Annotated in this window: 14 protein-coding genes and 1 tRNA gene; 11 read left to right on the top strand and 4 right to left on the bottom strand. The window is 43.8% G+C overall.

Going from position 1 to position 16,357, the window contains the following annotated elements; translation table 11 throughout:
* Position 1 precedes the first annotated feature (1 nt).
* The 4 genes from AX660_RS00365 to AX660_RS00385 all read left to right on the top strand — a co-directional run bounded on the left by AX660_RS00365 (position 2) and on the right by AX660_RS00385 (position 2,845).
* Positions 2-283 (top strand): NAD(P) transhydrogenase subunit alpha, encoded by a 282-nt coding sequence (locus AX660_RS00365; RefSeq protein ID WP_068370829.1) that lies wholly within the window; start codon positions 2-4, stop codon positions 281-283.
* Positions 284-292: 9 nt separating this feature from the next.
* The gene (locus AX660_RS00370; RefSeq protein ID WP_068370832.1) at positions 293-1,675 is read left to right on the top strand and encodes an NAD(P)(+) transhydrogenase (Re/Si-specific) subunit beta; all 1,383 of its coding nucleotides are present in this window, start codon (positions 293-295) and stop codon (positions 1,673-1,675) included.
* 29 nt (positions 1,676-1,704) lie between these two features.
* The gene (gene eda / locus AX660_RS00375) at positions 1,705-2,328 is read left to right on the top strand and encodes a bifunctional 4-hydroxy-2-oxoglutarate aldolase/2-dehydro-3-deoxy-phosphogluconate aldolase (protein WP_068370835.1); all 624 of its coding nucleotides are present in this window, start codon (positions 1,705-1,707) and stop codon (positions 2,326-2,328) included.
* Positions 2,329-2,758: 430 nt separating this feature from the next.
* Positions 2,759-2,845, top strand: a tRNA-Leu gene (locus tag AX660_RS00385).
* Positions 2,846-3,191: 346 nt separating this feature from the next.
* On the opposite strand, the gene AX660_RS00390 is transcribed toward AX660_RS00385, so the two are convergent.
* A complete protein-coding gene (locus AX660_RS00390) occupies positions 3,192-4,205 on the bottom strand; it encodes an IS110 family RNA-guided transposase (RefSeq protein WP_068370841.1) in 1,014 nt (337 codons plus the stop codon).
* Positions 4,206-4,665: 460 nt separating this feature from the next.
* Complete coding sequence (locus tag AX660_RS00395) at positions 4,666-5,343, bottom strand: winged helix-turn-helix transcriptional regulator (RefSeq protein ID WP_068370844.1); 678 nt, start codon at positions 5,341-5,343, stop codon at positions 4,666-4,668.
* 162 nt (positions 5,344-5,505) lie between these two features.
* On the opposite strand from AX660_RS00395, the gene AX660_RS00400 reads away from it, so the two are divergent.
* The 7 genes from AX660_RS00400 (at position 5,506) to AX660_RS00430 (ending at position 14,401) form a co-directional block, all read left to right on the top strand.
* Positions 5,506-6,081 carry a carboxymuconolactone decarboxylase family protein gene (locus AX660_RS00400; protein ID WP_068370848.1) on the top strand — a complete coding sequence of 192 codons (576 nt, stop codon included), beginning with the start codon at positions 5,506-5,508 and terminating at the stop codon, positions 6,079-6,081.
* Positions 6,082-6,344: 263 nt separating this feature from the next.
* Positions 6,345-6,560 carry a hypothetical protein gene (locus AX660_RS00405; RefSeq protein ID WP_068370851.1) on the top strand — a complete coding sequence of 72 codons (216 nt, stop codon included), beginning with the start codon at positions 6,345-6,347 and terminating at the stop codon, positions 6,558-6,560.
* Positions 6,561-6,601: 41 nt separating this feature from the next.
* Complete coding sequence (locus AX660_RS00410; RefSeq protein ID WP_068370855.1) at positions 6,602-7,357, top strand: PEP-CTERM sorting domain-containing protein; 756 nt, start codon at positions 6,602-6,604, stop codon at positions 7,355-7,357.
* The gene (locus tag AX660_RS00415) at positions 7,341-8,597 is read left to right on the top strand and encodes an efflux RND transporter periplasmic adaptor subunit (RefSeq protein ID WP_068370859.1); all 1,257 of its coding nucleotides are present in this window, start codon (positions 7,341-7,343) and stop codon (positions 8,595-8,597) included. Before AX660_RS00410 ends, AX660_RS00415 begins: the two co-directional genes overlap by 17 nt.
* 9 nt (positions 8,598-8,606) lie before the next feature.
* The gene (locus tag AX660_RS00420) at positions 8,607-11,846 is read left to right on the top strand and encodes an efflux RND transporter permease subunit (protein WP_082768670.1); all 3,240 of its coding nucleotides are present in this window, start codon (positions 8,607-8,609) and stop codon (positions 11,844-11,846) included.
* Positions 11,827-12,630, top strand: a complete 804-nt coding sequence (locus tag AX660_RS00425; RefSeq protein WP_068370862.1) for an alpha/beta fold hydrolase — start codon at positions 11,827-11,829, stop codon at positions 12,628-12,630. Before AX660_RS00420 ends, AX660_RS00425 begins: the two co-directional genes overlap by 20 nt.
* Before the next feature lie 199 nt (positions 12,631-12,829).
* On the top strand, positions 12,830-14,401 hold the full coding sequence (locus AX660_RS00430; protein WP_068370865.1) for a winged helix-turn-helix domain-containing tetratricopeptide repeat protein: 1,572 nt from the start codon (positions 12,830-12,832) through the stop codon (positions 14,399-14,401).
* 172 nt (positions 14,402-14,573) lie between these two features.
* Here AX660_RS00430 and AX660_RS00435 read toward each other — a convergent pair whose 3' ends face one another.
* Together AX660_RS00435 and AX660_RS00440 are read right to left on the bottom strand one after the other, a co-directional pair.
* Positions 14,574-15,623: a class I SAM-dependent methyltransferase gene (locus AX660_RS00435; protein ID WP_068370868.1), complete on the bottom strand. Its 1,050-nt coding sequence runs from the start codon at positions 15,621-15,623 to the stop codon at positions 14,574-14,576.
* A gap of 203 nt (positions 15,624-15,826) precedes the next feature.
* Positions 15,827-16,276 carry a globin family protein gene (locus AX660_RS00440; protein WP_235594623.1) on the bottom strand — a complete coding sequence of 150 codons (450 nt, stop codon included), beginning with the start codon at positions 16,274-16,276 and terminating at the stop codon, positions 15,827-15,829.
* Positions 16,277-16,357: the final 81 nt, after the last annotated feature.

Below are 16,357 nucleotides of genomic sequence, written 5' to 3' on the forward strand. Positions count from 1 at the left end.
GATGGACGCGATTTATTTACTCTTTATTTTAATGTTGTCGATTTTTGTTGGCTTTGAGCTGATTCAAAAAGTACCGGCAACTTTGCATACTCCTTTAATGTCGGGGGCTAACGCGATTTCGGGCATTACCGTGGTCGGTGCTTTAGTGCTGGCTGGTGATGAAACCCTAGGTGACTACGCTATGTACTTAGGTGCTTTTGCGGTGTTTTTAGCCACGATCAACGTGGTTGGCGGCTATCTGGTTACCGATCGCATGCTTGCCATGTTCAAGAAAAAACAATAAGGGGGCCGTATGTTAGAGTTATCGGCGAATAACGCCTTATTAATTAATTTTGTTTATGTTATCGCGGCAGCACTTTTTATCTTTGGATTAAAGTTGCTAGGCCATCCATCTACTGCTCGTAAGGGTAATGCCTTATCGTCTTTGGCAATGTTATTGGCCATCGTGGTGACCTTGTTAGATTTAAACATCGTCAGTTATCAGTGGATCATTATTGCCATGATAGCCGGTTCGCTGGTGGGCATCTATGCCGCCAGAATGATCGCCATGACCGCCATGCCAGAAATGGTATCATTGCTGAACGGTATCGGTGGTTTAGCCAGCTTGTTTGTAGCTTGGTCTACTGTGGCATCTCCAGCCAATATGTCGCTGTTTATCCTAGTGGTAACCTACCTAGCCTTGTTGATTGGAGGTGTGACTTTTTCAGGTAGTTTAGTCGCCTGGGGTAAACTGAGCGAACGCATAGTCGGCCGCCCGATCATGTTTAAGGGCCAAGCAATTGTTAACTTGTTGGTCGTGTTGGCTGTTATCGCCAGCGGAGTGATGTTCGTGCTGTTTCCCGAGCAAAACCAATACCTCTATCTGGCTATCGCATTGTCGCTATTGTTTGGCGTGATGTTGGTCATCCCCATCGGTGGTGCCGACATGCCAGTGGTTATTTCGCTTCTAAACAGCTATTCAGGCTTAGCTGCGTGTGCTGCCGGTTTTGCACTGCATAACAACTTGTTGATAGTGGCCGGTTCGTTAGTAGGGGCCAGCGGTATTATCCTTACCCAAATCATGTGTAAAGCCATGAACCGCTCATTGGTCAACGTATTGTTTAGTGGCTTCCAGTCAGTCAGTAACGAAAAAATGGTGATTGAAGGGGAAGTTAAAGCCCTGTCAGCTGATGATGCTTATTACGTACTCGAAGCGGCTCAGTCGGTGGTGGTGATCCCCGGTTATGGTATGGCCGTGGCACAAGCCCAACACGCCATGAAAGAGTTACAACTATTACTTGAAAACAACGGCGCCGAAGTGGCCTATGCCATTCACCCCGTTGCTGGACGCATGCCCGGTCACATGAACGTATTGTTGGCCGAAGCGGATGTATCTTACGAGCAGTTATTTGAAATGGATGAGATCAATAAACGCATCGAAAACTTTGACGTGGCCATAGTGATCGGAGCCAACGATGTGGTTAACCCTGCAGCGCGTGAAATGAAAGGCAGCCCCATTTACGGTATGCCGGTGATTAACGCCGATTTAGCTAAAAACGTCTTTGTATTAAAACGTGGCATGGCATCAGGTTTTGCTGGTGTAGATAACCCACTGTTTTTCAAACCAAACTGCCGCATGGTTTTTGGTGACGCCAAAGAAACCTTAAACAACATTATTCGTCAGTTTGACAAGTAATGCCGACAGCATATTTTAAGAGGAATGACATGCAGTCAATATCATCATTAATGGGTACTCAAACCCTACTACCTATTATCCAAACCAATTCAGTTGAAGATGGTGTTAACATCGCAGCTGCGATGGAAAAAGCCGGTTTGCACAGCGTCGAAGTGGTATTGCGTAGCGATGCTTCTTTGCAAGCCGTGACTGAAATTAAACGTGCTTTTCCAAAAATGTTGGTCGGTGCGGGTACGATTTACAACACCACTATTTTGGATAGTGCCATCAAAGCGGGTGCCGATTATATCGTTACTCCAACAGTAACGGATTCATTGTTGCTTGCCCTTAAATCATCTGGCGTACCTTTTATTCCAGGCGTGCAAAACATGCGTGATATTGCCGAAGTGATGGAACATGGCGTGACTGAAATGAAGCTTTTCCCGGCTGAACTATCCGGTGGAATCGCATTTTTAAAAGCGATTTCGTCTTTGTTCAAACACATTAACTTTTGCCCCACTGGTGGCATTAGTCCTGCTAACAAAGACGCGTATTTAGCTTTGCCTAATGTCTTTGCAGTCGGTGGTACTTGGGTATCGAAACCTGAGTGGGTAGCGGCAGGTCAATGGGATGAGATCACCCAAGCCTGCATCGCGGCTAATAAAGGTATTTAAGACGCTCAAAAAACAAGCGTATCGTACTGAGTTTGCAACAAAATACTTGCAAGCTCAGTACGCCTCGCTATAATGCGCTCCTCTTGAAAAAGCGCTTAGCCAATTTAAGAAACCAATGCCTGTAAAGATTGCATAGTTAACAACTGAAAAGTTAATAAACAATGCCATTGGCGACAAATTTGTCGGGAACAAATTTGAACAGCTGCAAGCTGGCCTGCGAAGCAGGTGAGTCACAGGACGTGACGAATAAATTGGTAGATTGGCTTGTGATCTTTGGCTATTTTGTAGCTCTCAGGCAAATGGCTTATCAACAGGAAGTGGTAGCCCGTAACAGAGTAATCTGTAATGATAATCAGGGATGTAAACGACTCTTCCAAAAGAGCACGCTTGTAAAGATTGCATCGTTATAACTGAAAAGTTAATAAACAATGCCAGAGTGGCGAAATTGGTAGACGCAGCGGATTCAAAATCCGCCGCTAGTGATAGTGTGCCGGTTCGAGTCCGGCCTCTGGTACCAATCTTTATAGCAAACATTAAACCGACTTGTGTCGGTTTTTTTGTGTCTGTGAAAAAGTGAATGTGGATGTTTAGAATTCGAAGTTAACACTTATATGTACACCTCAAAAATATCCACCCTCTTTTGCATTTTATTTGTCATGTATTAACGGATTAAGCTGCCTACGTATATCCGGCCTTTAATTTTGAGGGATATTCTATCCCTCTGGCCCAAATGAGAACCGCACCTCTGCTGCTTATCGTCCCTACGGAGTCATACTCCTGTGTGCTCATCAGCGTTTGCAGAGGCCGGTTTAACCTGTTAATTCATTTCAATTACTTGCTTGGTGGTGTGAACTCTTTTGTTTTTAAACCGCTTGATAATCCCGCTGGTGGTACAGCACAGACCAGATAATACGGGCTAGTTTGTTGGCAATGGCGACTACTGCTTTATGTTTACCTCGACGTTCAACTATTTTTCTAGCCCAGCAAGAGAGTCTGTCATTATTTTTATCCGCATTACGTAATACACTCCAAGCACCTTGAATAAGCATATTGCGTAAATAGGGATTACCGCGTTTAGTGATACCGCCGAGCTGCTGCTTACCGCCACTGGAATGCTCTTTTGGCACCAACCTTAAGTTAGCTGAGAAGTGTCGGCCATTTTTGTAAGCCTTACCATCACCTGCAAAGGCAATGACTGTTGTGGCAGTTTTTTCTGCCACGCCACGAATGGTCATCAACCGTTTAGCATTGGGGTTCGCTTGAGCCTGAGTTTTAATCTGTTTATCTAAACTGTCGATGACGTCATCCAGTAATTTCCACTCTTGCTGAATATCCCGAATAAGCTCCCTAGCTGACCAGGTAAGGCCATTTTCTGCATCTTCTTGTAAGTCATCTAACGCATTTTTTAAGGGACTTTTACCGGCCCGTAATACAATGCCATATTCGTTTAACAGACCGCGAAGTTGATTCATCAACGCGGTTCGAGCATCCACCCTGCGTTTTCGGAGTTTGTGCACCATCATCATGTCGGTTTGCTCAACGGTGCGAGGTCTAACAAAGTGCATATTAGGACGTCTGGCGGCCTCAGTAATGGCAAAGGCATCGTTGCGATCATTCTTGTTGCCTTTGACAAAAGGCTTCACATGAATTGGCGGGATAAGTAAAACCTTGAAGCCTCTGTGCTCTAAGGCTCGGCCCCAGTAATTTGAACCGGAGCAGGCTTCCATAGCAATGGTCGCATCTGGGTAATTCATCAAAAAAGCCAGTAAGTCTTTGCGTTTAACTGTGCGATTAAAGACCGATTTTCCAGCTTGGTTCACACCGCAGACCTGAAAAATACTTTTTGCTAAATCAATTCCGATTAGGGTAACGTTCATCTTGGGCACCTCTTGTAAGCTTATTGAGAGTTAACACTTCAATAATGGCGCATTGTGACGCCGATTCAACTTGAGGTGTCCATCTCATCATCCATGATGATCGGCACCCAAACCAGACATCCCTGTCTGCTTGCTCAATCCGACGGAACTCCGTTCCTAAAGAAACGGACCTCACACCTGATGATCAGCACCCAATCCCACCATTCATGCTGAGCTAAAAAACAATAAGATGCGGAGCATCTAAAGATTTTAGTTTTCCCCATTACTCAAAACGTCCTTGTTTTTCGTCCTTCGGATCAACCCTGCGTGTTGTTCAAGATATGCACCTGCAATCTTGTGGTACCAATCTTTATAAGAAAACTATAAACCGATTTCTGTCGTTTTTTTTGTGCTTATGGGAAAATGAATGTGAATGTGAGTGTTTAGATTTAGGAGTTAATAGCACGTATGAGTTTGCCGATTAAAGTGTTGATTTTTGCTTTGCAAACATACAATTATGTAACCAACTTGAAATGTTTTTAGTCAGTTCACTGCGACCAACAATTTTTAGCGAACCATTATTGATCTCTTTTGGGTAAGTGCTTTCTCCCATCCACACATCTGACAAGCATTTTACGGTGCAAGTAAAATACACATCAACTTCGCGCCCTGGATCAATAGTACACAAATCAACCACTTGACCATTAACAATGATCCACCAGTTAGGCTGCTGCTCAATGTCGGTAAAGTTAAATTTAACGATGGTCTCATTACCCGGTAGGTTTTCGGTCTGGATACTACGTTTTAAATAAAGCATTAAAAAGTCTGGATCAAAATCATTACTGGTCAGATATTGGCGGGTCCAGCGCATACCCCAATTACCTATGTCGATAAATATTGGCAGCAATTCTTTGGCTGAGTTTGTTGGAAAATACTCATAACCTTTTTGCCCCACAATTTTCTTTTTCACCAGTAACCCATAGTCAGCCAGCATTTGTAGACGTTTAGTCAGTAGTGCAGGTGAAATTAAACTGAGTCCTCGTTGCAATTCACTAAAGCGCGTACTGCCCATTAACAATTCGCGAATAATCAGCATTGTCCATTTTTCACCAATAATTTCGGCACTTTTGGCTATAGGGCAAAATTGTCCAAATTCCATTGTTTTTTCCTTAACTGAAAGCCTAATTCTATCTTAACTTCATTTTATAAAGTTTGATTCTTCATAAAATGAAGTTAGATGCTTCATTTAATGAAGCATAGTCGAGCAGTCTTGCCATTCATAATCATTACTCAATCTAAAAACTGTTTAGAAGAGATGAAAATGACTAACTTTGATTATCACACGCCAGAAACAGCATCAGATGTCGCTGCCTCTATATTGTCCAATATTCAAGATAATGTTGGATTTATTCCGAATATTTTTGCCCTTGTAGCGGAGTCAGAATGCGCGCTTCAAGGCTTAGTTGCCTTAAATAGTGCGTTTAACGCCTCGTCTTTTAGTGCCCAAGAGCAGCAGATTATTTTACTTGCCACCAGCACCACAAACGAGTGTGTTTATTGTGTCGCTGGCCACACGGCATTTTCTCAAAATCTGGATATCTCTAACAAAATCATTAAAGACATGCGTGACCAACAACCCACCGAAATTGAAAGCTTTAACGTGTTGGCCAATACCGTGCGCCAACTGATTCAAGGCAAGGGAAGGGTGTCTAGCGAGTTGATCAAGCACTTCTTTAATGCAGGCTTTAGTAAAGCGCAGTTCTTGGAGTTGGTGATGGGCATTTGCGTTAAAACGTTTACTAACTATGTCAGTAATTCACTTAGCGTTGAACTTGACGACGCTTTTAAGCCTTATACCTGGCAACGCCCCAGTGATACTAGGCAGCAAGTTGCTTAGCGAGGATGTAGCGAAATGAGCAAAGCCGAGCAATGTGTTCGAGATAATAAAGACAGCACTTTAGTAGGCTCAAATTATAAAAAAAATCAGCAAATGATCACGCTTCCTTCAAGCTTGTGCAGGGTCATTTGATTACGCTTTGTTTGCAATTTAACACAAGAGAAAAGTTGCTTTGTGCTAGATAAATTAACGATAAACCCTAGCTATCACTACTTATTAATAACCATATTATTGGTAAAAATATTACTTTTAAGGAGTTTTACATGAATTCTCATCATGCTTTTAATTTACAACATCCTAATACCTATAAATGGCCGGCAGAGGAGTTGACCGAAACAATGTCGACAGAAATGTCAATCATGGAATTTCGGATACAAATTGCAGTGTTGAACAAAAGGCTAGATAAGTTGAACAAGATTGTGCAACAAACCTTAAACATCAAACAGCAAGAAAAACTAATAGAGCTTATGGCGGACTGATAACACAGCAACCCGATACTATGGAATAAGGTAAAAACACTATGTACAGCAACAAATTTATACCAACTTGTATAACGATATTTTTAACGGTGGTTACTGCAACTCCAGTTTATGCAGGCCCAATTATCAGCGCAATTGGTGCCACTATCAACGCCGGACCAGGCTATGTGGATGTAGACAATGATATCACCAACACTTATAACCAAGCGGGTTTATACAGTAACTATCAAGATAATATTACGGATTTTGATAGTTATATCGCCTCTAACCCTTTTCACACCAGCGATTACAACAACAATGAATGGTTTAGTGCTCACACTGCTACCAGCGTTACATATGACCTAGGGCGAATAGTAGGGATGAATGCTTTAGCATTGTGGAATGAGGAGTCTGCTGGCATTGCGACCTTTAATCTTTTGGGGTCGATTGATGGTGATAACTTTTTCAGCTTGGCTGATGGTTTGTTACCAACAGATAATTATTTTGACGAAAACTTACCTTACGCAGACTACCGCTACTTGCCTGAAGTGTTCGGCTTTGAAACCGCAAATGTACAATACGTGCGCCTAGATATTTCAGGTTGCCGAGCATTAAAGGGAAGTTACGATATTTGTTCTATTGGCGAAATTGCATTTCGCGCTGTCGATGTGCCAGAGCCTTCATCTTCAATTATCTTTGGTCTGGGATTACTGGGACTGGTGAGCAGAAGATTGCGCAACAAGGCTGGTAAAAAAGTCGCATGCTCCTTAAACGCCTTATCGTCAATTAAGGGGCAGTCACATGTCTATCAATATTAGAGATTTCGTTATAGTCAGTTGTGCTGCTTTTGCGCTCTTGGCTTGTACGAAGCAAGAAAGCAGTAATGATAGTATCTCCTCAGCACAAGGCGCTAAAGCATCAGAGGCGCCGACGGTTGAAGTCGCTGCAGTAGTCAGTGAGCGCATTAGTGAATGGGATGAATTTACTGGGCGATTACAAGCGGCCGATACCGTGGTGCTGATGCCAAGAGTGTCTGGTTATATTCAGCAAGTGCATTTTAAAGAAGGGACTTTTGTTGAACAGGGTGAGTTGTTGATCCAGCTTGATCCTGCGCCCTTTAATGCCGAAGTCGCTCGTTTACGTGCTGAGTTGCGCAGTGCACAAACCGCTGCACGTTTAGCACGCAACAACTTTCAAAGAGCGGAACAGTTGTCTAGCAAACAAGCCATTTCGGCGGAGTTGCTCGATAATCGTAAGGCTGCTCAGGAACAAGCCGGAGCAATGGTTAGGTCAGCCACTGCGGCCTTACATAAAGCTCAATTAGACCTGTCATATACCAGCATCACCGCACCCATTAGCGGACGGGTGTCCTATGCCTTAATTACTGCAGGCAACTATGTCATAGCCGGAGAAAGTCAACTGACCCATTTGGTGTCCTTAGATAAAATGTATGCGTATTTTGAGGTCGATGAGCAAAGTTACCTCAAATATAGCCAGCAAGTCGGCGCCAACCAATGGGCGAGTGATTCTTATGGACAGACTCATCCGGTTTACCTCTCTCTAGCTAACGCTGAACAACCTACCTTTTTAGGGCACATAGATTTTGTCGATAATCGGGTAAATAAAACGACTGGTACCATTCGCTTGCGCGCCAGTTTTGATAATAGCGAACATATTCTAATTCCTGGTCTATACGCTCATATTAAATTGCACGGCAGTGACGCTTATCAGGGCATATTAATTGACGAAAAAGCGATAGGCACCGATTTGAATAACAAGTTTGTGCTGGTTGCCAACAACGATGTGCTTGAATATCGCGCCGTAAAGTTGGGTGAACAAATCAATGGATTACGTATTGTCAAACAAGGTTTAAACGCCAATGAGCAAATTGTCGTTAATGGTTTGCAACGCGTGCGCGCCAACATGCACATTTCTCCAAAAATAGTCGATATGGCAAGCATTGAAACGCTCAGCTTAATCCGCCATGAGCAAAAACGTGTTGAGCAAAGTAGTGTTGCGCTCACAGCGCAAATCAACCGCCAGCCCAATCGGGGCTAGGAGTCTGTTATGTTTTCGCAATACTTTATTCATCGCCCGATTTTTTCAGCGGTTATTTCACTGTTCTTTGTGGTGGCTGGCAGTTTAGCGCTGTGGCAACTACCAATAACTGAGTATCCCGAAGTGGTGCCGCCTACTGTGGTGGTGAGTGCCTACTATCCAGGTGCCAACCCTAAAATTATTGCGGAAACGGTAGCTGCACCACTTGAGCAGGCTATTAACGGTGTGGATAACATGTTGTACATGTATTCACAGGCCACTTCCGATGGGCAAATGTCACTTACTATCACCTTTGCGGTGGGCACCGACGTTAATCAAGCGCAAACTGAAGTTCAAAGTCGGGTCGATCGCGCTAAACCACGTTTACCTCTAGATGTGCAACGTTTAGGTGTGGTCACTGAAAAATCAGCGCCTACCCTAATGATGGTGGTGCATCTAACTTCGCCAAATGATCAGTACGACATGCTGTATTTATCTAACTATGCTGCTCTCAATGTAAAAGACGAACTAACACGGATTGAAGGTGTTGGCTCGGTCATCTTATCTGGCGCGGGCGAATTCAGCATGCGGGTATGGCTTGACCCCAACAAAGTAGCCGCATTAGGTTTGTCACCAGGTCAGGTGATAGCCGCCATTCGTGAACAGAATCAACAAGCGGCAGCAGGCAGTTTAGGTGTGCAGCCCAGTGGACAGGCTGACTTTCAATTGTTGATCAATTTGCAAGGTCGCCTGAGTTCGATCACTGAATTTGAAAACATTATCGTACACGTAGGTGAGCAGGGGCAGCTCGTCCGTTTGAAAGATATTGCTCGAGTAGAGCTAGGTGCTTCGAGTTATGCTCAGCGCGCAATGCTGGATAATAAATCGGCCGTAGCGATGCCTTTATTTCAGGCATCAGGCTCCAATGCCATGCAAATTTCAGCTGACGTCAGGGCTAAAATGGCTGAACTCGCCAAGAATTTTCCAGAGGGCCTCAGTTACGACATCGTTTACGACACCACCATTTTTGTTAAAGGGTCTATCAATGCAGTGTTAAAAACATTGGCCGAAGCCCTGCTGTTAGTCGTCATTGTGGTTGTACTATTTTTACAAACTTGGCGCGCCTCTATTATCCCGCTGGTAGCCGTGCCAATTTCATTGATTGGTACTTTTGTCTTTATGCACCTGATGGGTTTTTCACTCAATGCCTTGTCGCTTTTTGGCTTAGTGTTGGCGATTGGTATAGTAGTAGATGATGCCATCGTGGTGGTAGAAAACGTTGAACGTAATATCGCCACTGGCTTAAGCCCGGTTGCCGCGACGCGCAAAGCCATGCAAGAAGTTACCGGGCCGATTGTCGCGACAACGCTGGTATTGGCGGCAGTGTTTATTCCCACCGCATTTATGAGTGGCCTGACCGGGCAATTTTACAAACAATTTGCCTTAACCATTACCATTTCAACCTTTATTTCAGCCCTGAATTCGTTGACCTTAAGTCCGGCGCTGGCAGCACTGTTATTAAAAGATCATCACGCCCCTAAAGATGCTTTAACCCGCGGCATGGACACGCTATTTGGCCGCTGGATATTTGCGCCTTTTAATCAGTTTTTTATGCGCCTGACTGAAGGTTATAGCCAATTAGTTAAAAAAATCATTCGTTTTGGCGGTATTGTTGCTGTGGTCTATTTGGCGCTGTTAGTCCTGACAGGCTGGCAATTTAGTGTAACGCCGACCGATTATGTACCTGCTCAAGACAAACAATATTTGGTTGGTTTTACCCAGTTACCCAATGGCAGTTCACTGGAACGTACCGAAGAAGTGTGCCGCGAAATGTCGCGTATCGCGATGGAACAACCGGGTGTAAAACATGCTGTGGCCTTTCCGGGCGTCAGCATTAATGGCTTTGTTTCCAGCGCAAATAGTGGCATTGTTTTTACCACCCTAGATGACTTTGACTTACGACAAGATCCCAACTTGTCAGCCAGTGCCATTGCTGCCGCTTTAAACGAAAAATTTGCTGCTATTGATGAAGGCTTTATCGCGATATTTTCGCCGCCACCAGTACAGGGTTTGGGCTCCATTGGCGGGTTCCGTTTACAACTGCAAGACCGCGCCAATTATGGATATGATGCATTATTTCGCGTAACCAGCGAGGTCATGCAAAAAGCCGCAGAGGCGCCGGAGCTCGCAGGCTTGTTTTCAGGCTATGAAGTCAATGTACCGCAAATCGATGTGGACATTGACCGTGTTAAAGCCAAGCAACTGGGAATTTCTTTAGATGAACTGTTTCAAACTTTGCAAGCTTACATGGGCACAGTGTATGTCAATGACTTCAATCTTTTTGGGCGTACCTATCAAGTCAATTTGCAAGCAGATGAACAGTTTCGCCAAACGCCAGAACACATCAAACAATTGAAAGTACGTAATCAGCAACAACAGATGATCCCTTTGGGTGCCTTTATTCAGGTCTCACATAGCTCAGGACCTGATCGTGTCATGCGCTATAACGGATTTACTACTGCTGAATTAAACGGCGCTCCAGCCGAGGGTTATAGCAGCGGTGAAGCCGAAGCTGCGTTGGAACGGATCTTGGCTGAGACCTTACCCAATGGCATGACATACGAGTGGACGGAGCTAAGTTATCAACAAAAATTGGTAGGGAACGCAGGAATGCTGTTGTACCCCATCGTTATCATTTTGGTGTTTTTAGTGTTAGCAGCTCAGTACGAAAGCCTGAGTTTGCCATTAGCAATAATCTTAATTATTCCCATGACCCTGTTGTCAGCTTTAAGTGGGGTGTGGCTGCATGGTGGCACTAACAATATTTTTACTCAAATTGGTTTAATTGTGCTGGTGGGGCTGGCGACCAAAAACGCCATACTGATGATCGAATTTGCCAAAGAACAGCAAGATCAGGGTTACTCTTGTTTGCAAGCCATTCAAGCAGCCACACGGCTCAGACTGCGTCCGATATTAATGACCTCTATCGCTTTTATTATGGGTGTAGTACCCATGGTATTTTCCAGCGGTGCTGGCGCGGAAATGCGTCAGGCCATGGGGGTTGCGGTATTTTCCGGGATGATAGGTGTAACCTTGTTTGGTTTGTTATTAACGCCTTTGTTTTACTACTTTTTCGCTAATCGCGCTCCGCGTAGTAATGAGTCTGGAACAGCTGTTGCTCCAACCAAGTCATTACTACCAAGCTCAGCGCCGCTTAATTCAGCAGCCTTTTTAACAGGAATAGAAAGCCATGAAATCCCCCGTAATTGATGACCAACACACACTTGCGCCAATACTGGCCTTACACGGTACCGCCAGCAGTGGCGCTCAATGGCAGGCCTTAGCGCAAAGCAACGCTGACAAGCGTAAGGTGTATTGCCCCAATTTGCCGGGTTATGGTCAAACGCCAATAACAGTGGGGGTGGGTTTAAACCAGCGTATTGCTCCGCTCATTGAGCTGGTGCACAGCATCGCCGAGCCCATGCACTTAGTGGCCCATTCTTTTGGCGGTGCGATGGCGCTAAGATTGGCTGAAAATCTACCTGATAAATTTATCAGCGTCAGTATTTATGAACCGACGGTGATAACGGTATTAGCCAACAGCGGACAAGATGCAGATATTGAGCATATTGAGGCAGTTAAATTGTTGGCCAAACGGGTTAGTCATTCCAGCCCCCTTGACGCGATGGCGCATTTTATTAGCTTTTGGATGGGACCACAGCAATGGCGGAACATGGAAACTAAAACGCAACAACACTTGGCGGGTTTTGCCAAAGTTGCTAGTCAGGATTTTAATGACGCGCTGTTTGAGTTGGAAAACCCCAACACATCTGTGCCATACGCAGGACCGTTGAATCTCTTTTACGGTAGTCATACGGTCAGCATTGCAAAGCGAATATGTCAGCTATTGGCTAAACAATACCCGGATTGTCAGTTACGTTCGCTTAGCGGTTTGGGTCACATGGGCCCAATGCAGCAGCCAGCTATGGTCAATCATGAGTTTATGCAGCATATCGATAACACTGAAGAAGTGGCTTTTTGCAAAGTGCTATAAAAAATGGTGGCGTTACAAACGTTCTATAAACGAGCTTTAAGCCTGAACAACCTCTCGATTGTGAAAAAAGAACGCCCTCCATTAGTGGTTGGATTTATCGTTCATTGCAGATAGTCTAAGCAGGTTATGTACTATAAAACCGACGTTTAAATTTATCTGATTTAAAACATTGATGTGGATTTTGAACCGAGTTTGATGAATGAAATATATATTTGACGACTATTTACTTGATACCAACACCTTAGAGTTGCGCAAAAATCAGGAACTCGTTGCAACTGAACCGCAAGTATTTAGATTGCTCAAGACCTTGATTGAAAATCGTGATGTGGTGCTAAGTAAAGATCAACTGATTGATTTAATTTGGAATGGTCGGCCGATGTCAGACACTGTTGTCTCCAGCAGAATAAAGGTTGCACGTAAGGCCTTAGGAGATAATGGTAATGATCAGAAATATATTAAAACTATCCATGGAAGAGGATTTCGATTTATAGCTAAAGTCTCCACAGATAATGCTTTAGAAACCCTATCTAATTCTCCGCTGCCGCATCAGCAAGAGATACCCCCCCTCGAAAATCAAGATACAAAGCCATCAATCATTGTATTGCCTTTTACCAGCAATCAATTTTTAGAATCACACGCAATACTGCCAAGTGGATTTGTCATTGACATTATTCTTGGGTTATCAAGGTTACGCTGGATGAGAGTCATTTCGCAAGCCACCTCGTTTCAATTTGGTTCGGACTCAAAGAACGAAAACATCGTCTCTCAAACTGGTGCAAAATACTGTTTAATGGGTTATTTGGAATGTTCAAACAACACATTAGTTTTAAATGTTGAGCTAAGTAATATTGCAACTAACGATGTGATTTGGATGGAACGTTTACAAGGTAAACTAGATGAAATACACGAATTAAGAACCAGTATTGTCAATCAAGTAGTCGCTATGTTGGAAGTGCAAATCTCATCTACTGAAGCTTTAAGGGCACAACTAAAAGACCCTGAAAACCTTGATGCTTGGTCTGCATATCATCTCGCCATGGCCCATCTATATCGATTTACTGCTTTAGATAACAAAAAAGCAGAGGCTTTGTTTAGCAGCGCTATCGTTAAAGAACCTTCGTTTGCCAGAGCACACGCTGGTTTGTCATTTTGCCATTTTCAGAATGCATTTAATCGCTATCCAGGTATTGATATTGCTGTGGCAGCAATTGCTGCCAAAAGAAGTGCCGAGCGAAGTATTGAACTGGATCCCCTAGATGCATTTGCGAATTTTGCTATGGGACGATGTTATTGGTTAATAGGCTCGCCTGAAGATAGTTTGTCTTGGTTAGAGCGTTCGTTAGCCGTTAATCCAAATTTTGCACAAGCATATTATGCCCATGGATTAGCATCGCTTATGTCGAACGATGATAGTGCTAGTACAGGCCACCAAGATGCCTCTTCGGCAATTGAACTCAGTCCACTCGACCCGCTTTTATATGGTTTTTATGGGGTGCGAGCTTGGTCATACATTGCTGCTGGCGATTACGAGTCAGCCCGTATTTGGACCAATAAAGCCGCGCGACAACCCGGTGCACTGATGATGATGGACGTTATGGCATGTATTGGTAGCTCACTCGCTGGATATAAAGAAGAGGCTGCAAGTTGGGCCGCAAGAGCGAAAAAAAGAAACCCGAATTTGACCTCAGATTACTTTTTCAGAGCCTTGCCTTTTAATCCAGGGGCAATGCGAGACAAAATCACCTTAGCTCTGAAAGCTCATAATCTATAACAAATCTAAGTAAATCAACACTTAAGCTCAACATTTTCAGCAGAACTGATAGCACCTTTGACGAAATTGGAATGAGCAACATTTTGAGCAGGTTGTCCACATCTGGCAGTCCCATACAACGCAAATATCGGTTTATAACGTGCACTTATTTTGCTGCTTCCTTTTATTCGGCTCATGGGCGTTTAGCTTGAATGACGATATTGAAAGGCGTTTCTGCGATTTTGGTTATATCAACGAAACCGGCTTCTTCTAAAACTTTTGACAATTGCCATTGACCGGCTTGAGCTCCAAGGGCAATACCAACATCTTGTGAGAGCGAACATGGCGTGCAAACAGCTGTGGACGCTGCATAATATAACCTGCTGATAGGATTTATATTATCTTCCACATTATTGCCGGCTGCGGGCTCAACCAGCAATAAACTGGCGCCGGGTTTCAGCGCTTTAAGTGCATGTTTGGCCGCACCCACAGGATCCCCCATATCGTGTAAGCAGTCCATGAAACAAATCAAGTCAAACCCTATTGTTGGGTAAGATTTCGCATCAATAATTTCAAATACAGTATTGGATTTTGCGGGCTCACTAGCGATTCTAACTAAAGCCGTCTTTATCGATTCAGCGTGGTTATCAAAGCCATAAAATTTTGACTTAGGAAACGCGTTTGCCATCACTATGGTTGACGCACCATGACCACAACCAATATCTGCGACCAATGCTCCTTGCTCTAACTGTTTGCTTACTCCGTCCATAGCGGCTATCCAGTCATTAACTAAAAACGATTTATATCCGGGTCTAAAAAGCGCTTCACTGCCACAAAATAATTTGTGGTTATGCGCTCCCCATGTGATACCTTTTCCAGTCTGGAACACTTTTATCAGCATTTCCTCATCGTGCCAAAGTGAAGCCGCAACCTCGAGTGCGGGCAGAAGAAATACAGGACTCTCCTGGTCAACTAATACGGGTACATGAGCATCAGGCAACTCATAAGATTGATTGTTTTTATCGTATGTCAGGTATTTTCCAGCGACCTGATTGTTTAACCATTCTCGAACATAACGCTCTGCTAATCCTAGTTTTTGTGACAGTTCAGTGGACGTTAACGGCCCGGCAAACGCCATTGCCTTATAGAGCCCCAACTTATTACCTATGCTGGTCATTACGCCAGAAAGGGTGGCGCTTACATCAGTTATTACCTGTTCGGCAAACTCTTCAGTGGTGTACATAATTAGTGTTCTCTATTGTGTAAATTTCGACTTGCTTCAGCAAGATATCCAAAAAAGATACGGGCTGTGAACGTTTCAGAAGCTAAGCTTAGGACTAAATAAATATTGAAACTTGAAGAAAACGCGATCATTTCATACAGACTTTAAAAATTATGCTCTATCTTTGAACGAAATTGGGCTCGTTCTAGTTAAAAACAATCTCGTTAAATGGATTCTGAATAGGCCGCATCACACATCACTGTTTGCAGGGTGAGGTATGCAGCTGTCCACGCTTCTTTAACATCAGGTGTAAATGCCTCACTTAATCCTTGTTCTAGCGTCCATAAAAGTGACTCGCCAACTGCGCCGTACATATCTGCAGTCACGCCATAGTCAACATGGCGTTTGCCTAATGCTTTTACCGTTGGTAAGAGTGTATCAAGGTTAGACAGACCACTCACAACAACACTCAACATCTTCATTAATTTAGTGCCTTGCACTTTGATGTCTCCCGTGAAAAGAGGCTTTAGGTCAGGGCTTATGGTAAATAATCTTCCATAAAACAATTCCGCGGCTTCTGAGGCAATAGGAACAACTTTTTTAAAACTCTCTTGTACTAATTTAATTTGGTCTGGATTCATTTTGATAGCTCTCACTCTTTGCTCGTTAATCATAACGGCTTACATCTCAATCTTTTGTAATGGCGCCGTTTGTGGCTCTAGTTTGAAGTCTGGACAAGGTCAAACCAGAGGGCA

Source organism: Paraglaciecola hydrolytica (assembly GCF_001565895.1).
Taxonomy (GTDB): domain Bacteria; phylum Pseudomonadota; class Gammaproteobacteria; order Enterobacterales; family Alteromonadaceae; genus Paraglaciecola; species Paraglaciecola hydrolytica.

Bases quoted from the DNA above. Each gene is read 5' to 3' on its own strand.
- AX660_RS00365 (WP_068370829.1), top strand. From the start codon at position 2: ATGGACGCGATTTATTTACTCTTTATTTTAATGTTGTCGATTTTTGTT.
- AX660_RS00370 (WP_068370832.1), top strand. From the start codon at position 293: ATGTTAGAGTTATCGGCGAATAACGCCTTATTAATTAATTTTGTTTAT.
- eda (WP_068370835.1), top strand. From the start codon at position 1,705: ATGCAGTCAATATCATCATTAATGGGTACTCAAACCCTACTACCTATT.
- AX660_RS00390 (WP_068370841.1), bottom strand. From the start codon at position 4,205: ATGAACGTTACCCTAATCGGAATTGATTTAGCAAAAAGTATTTTTCAG.
- AX660_RS00395 (WP_068370844.1), bottom strand. From the start codon at position 5,343: ATGGAATTTGGACAATTTTGCCCTATAGCCAAAAGTGCCGAAATTATT.
- AX660_RS00400 (WP_068370848.1), top strand. From the start codon at position 5,506: ATGACTAACTTTGATTATCACACGCCAGAAACAGCATCAGATGTCGCT.
- AX660_RS00405 (WP_068370851.1), top strand. From the start codon at position 6,345: ATGAATTCTCATCATGCTTTTAATTTACAACATCCTAATACCTATAAA.
- AX660_RS00410 (WP_068370855.1), top strand. From the start codon at position 6,602: ATGTACAGCAACAAATTTATACCAACTTGTATAACGATATTTTTAACG.
- AX660_RS00415 (WP_068370859.1), top strand. From the start codon at position 7,341: ATGTCTATCAATATTAGAGATTTCGTTATAGTCAGTTGTGCTGCTTTT.
- AX660_RS00420 (WP_082768670.1), top strand. From the start codon at position 8,607: ATGTTTTCGCAATACTTTATTCATCGCCCGATTTTTTCAGCGGTTATT.
- AX660_RS00425 (WP_068370862.1), top strand. From the start codon at position 11,827: ATGAAATCCCCCGTAATTGATGACCAACACACACTTGCGCCAATACTG.
- AX660_RS00430 (WP_068370865.1), top strand. From the start codon at position 12,830: ATGAAATATATATTTGACGACTATTTACTTGATACCAACACCTTAGAG.
- AX660_RS00435 (WP_068370868.1), bottom strand. From the start codon at position 15,623: ATGTACACCACTGAAGAGTTTGCCGAACAGGTAATAACTGATGTAAGC.
- AX660_RS00440 (WP_235594623.1), bottom strand. From the start codon at position 16,276: ATGATTAACGAGCAAAGAGTGAGAGCTATCAAAATGAATCCAGACCAA.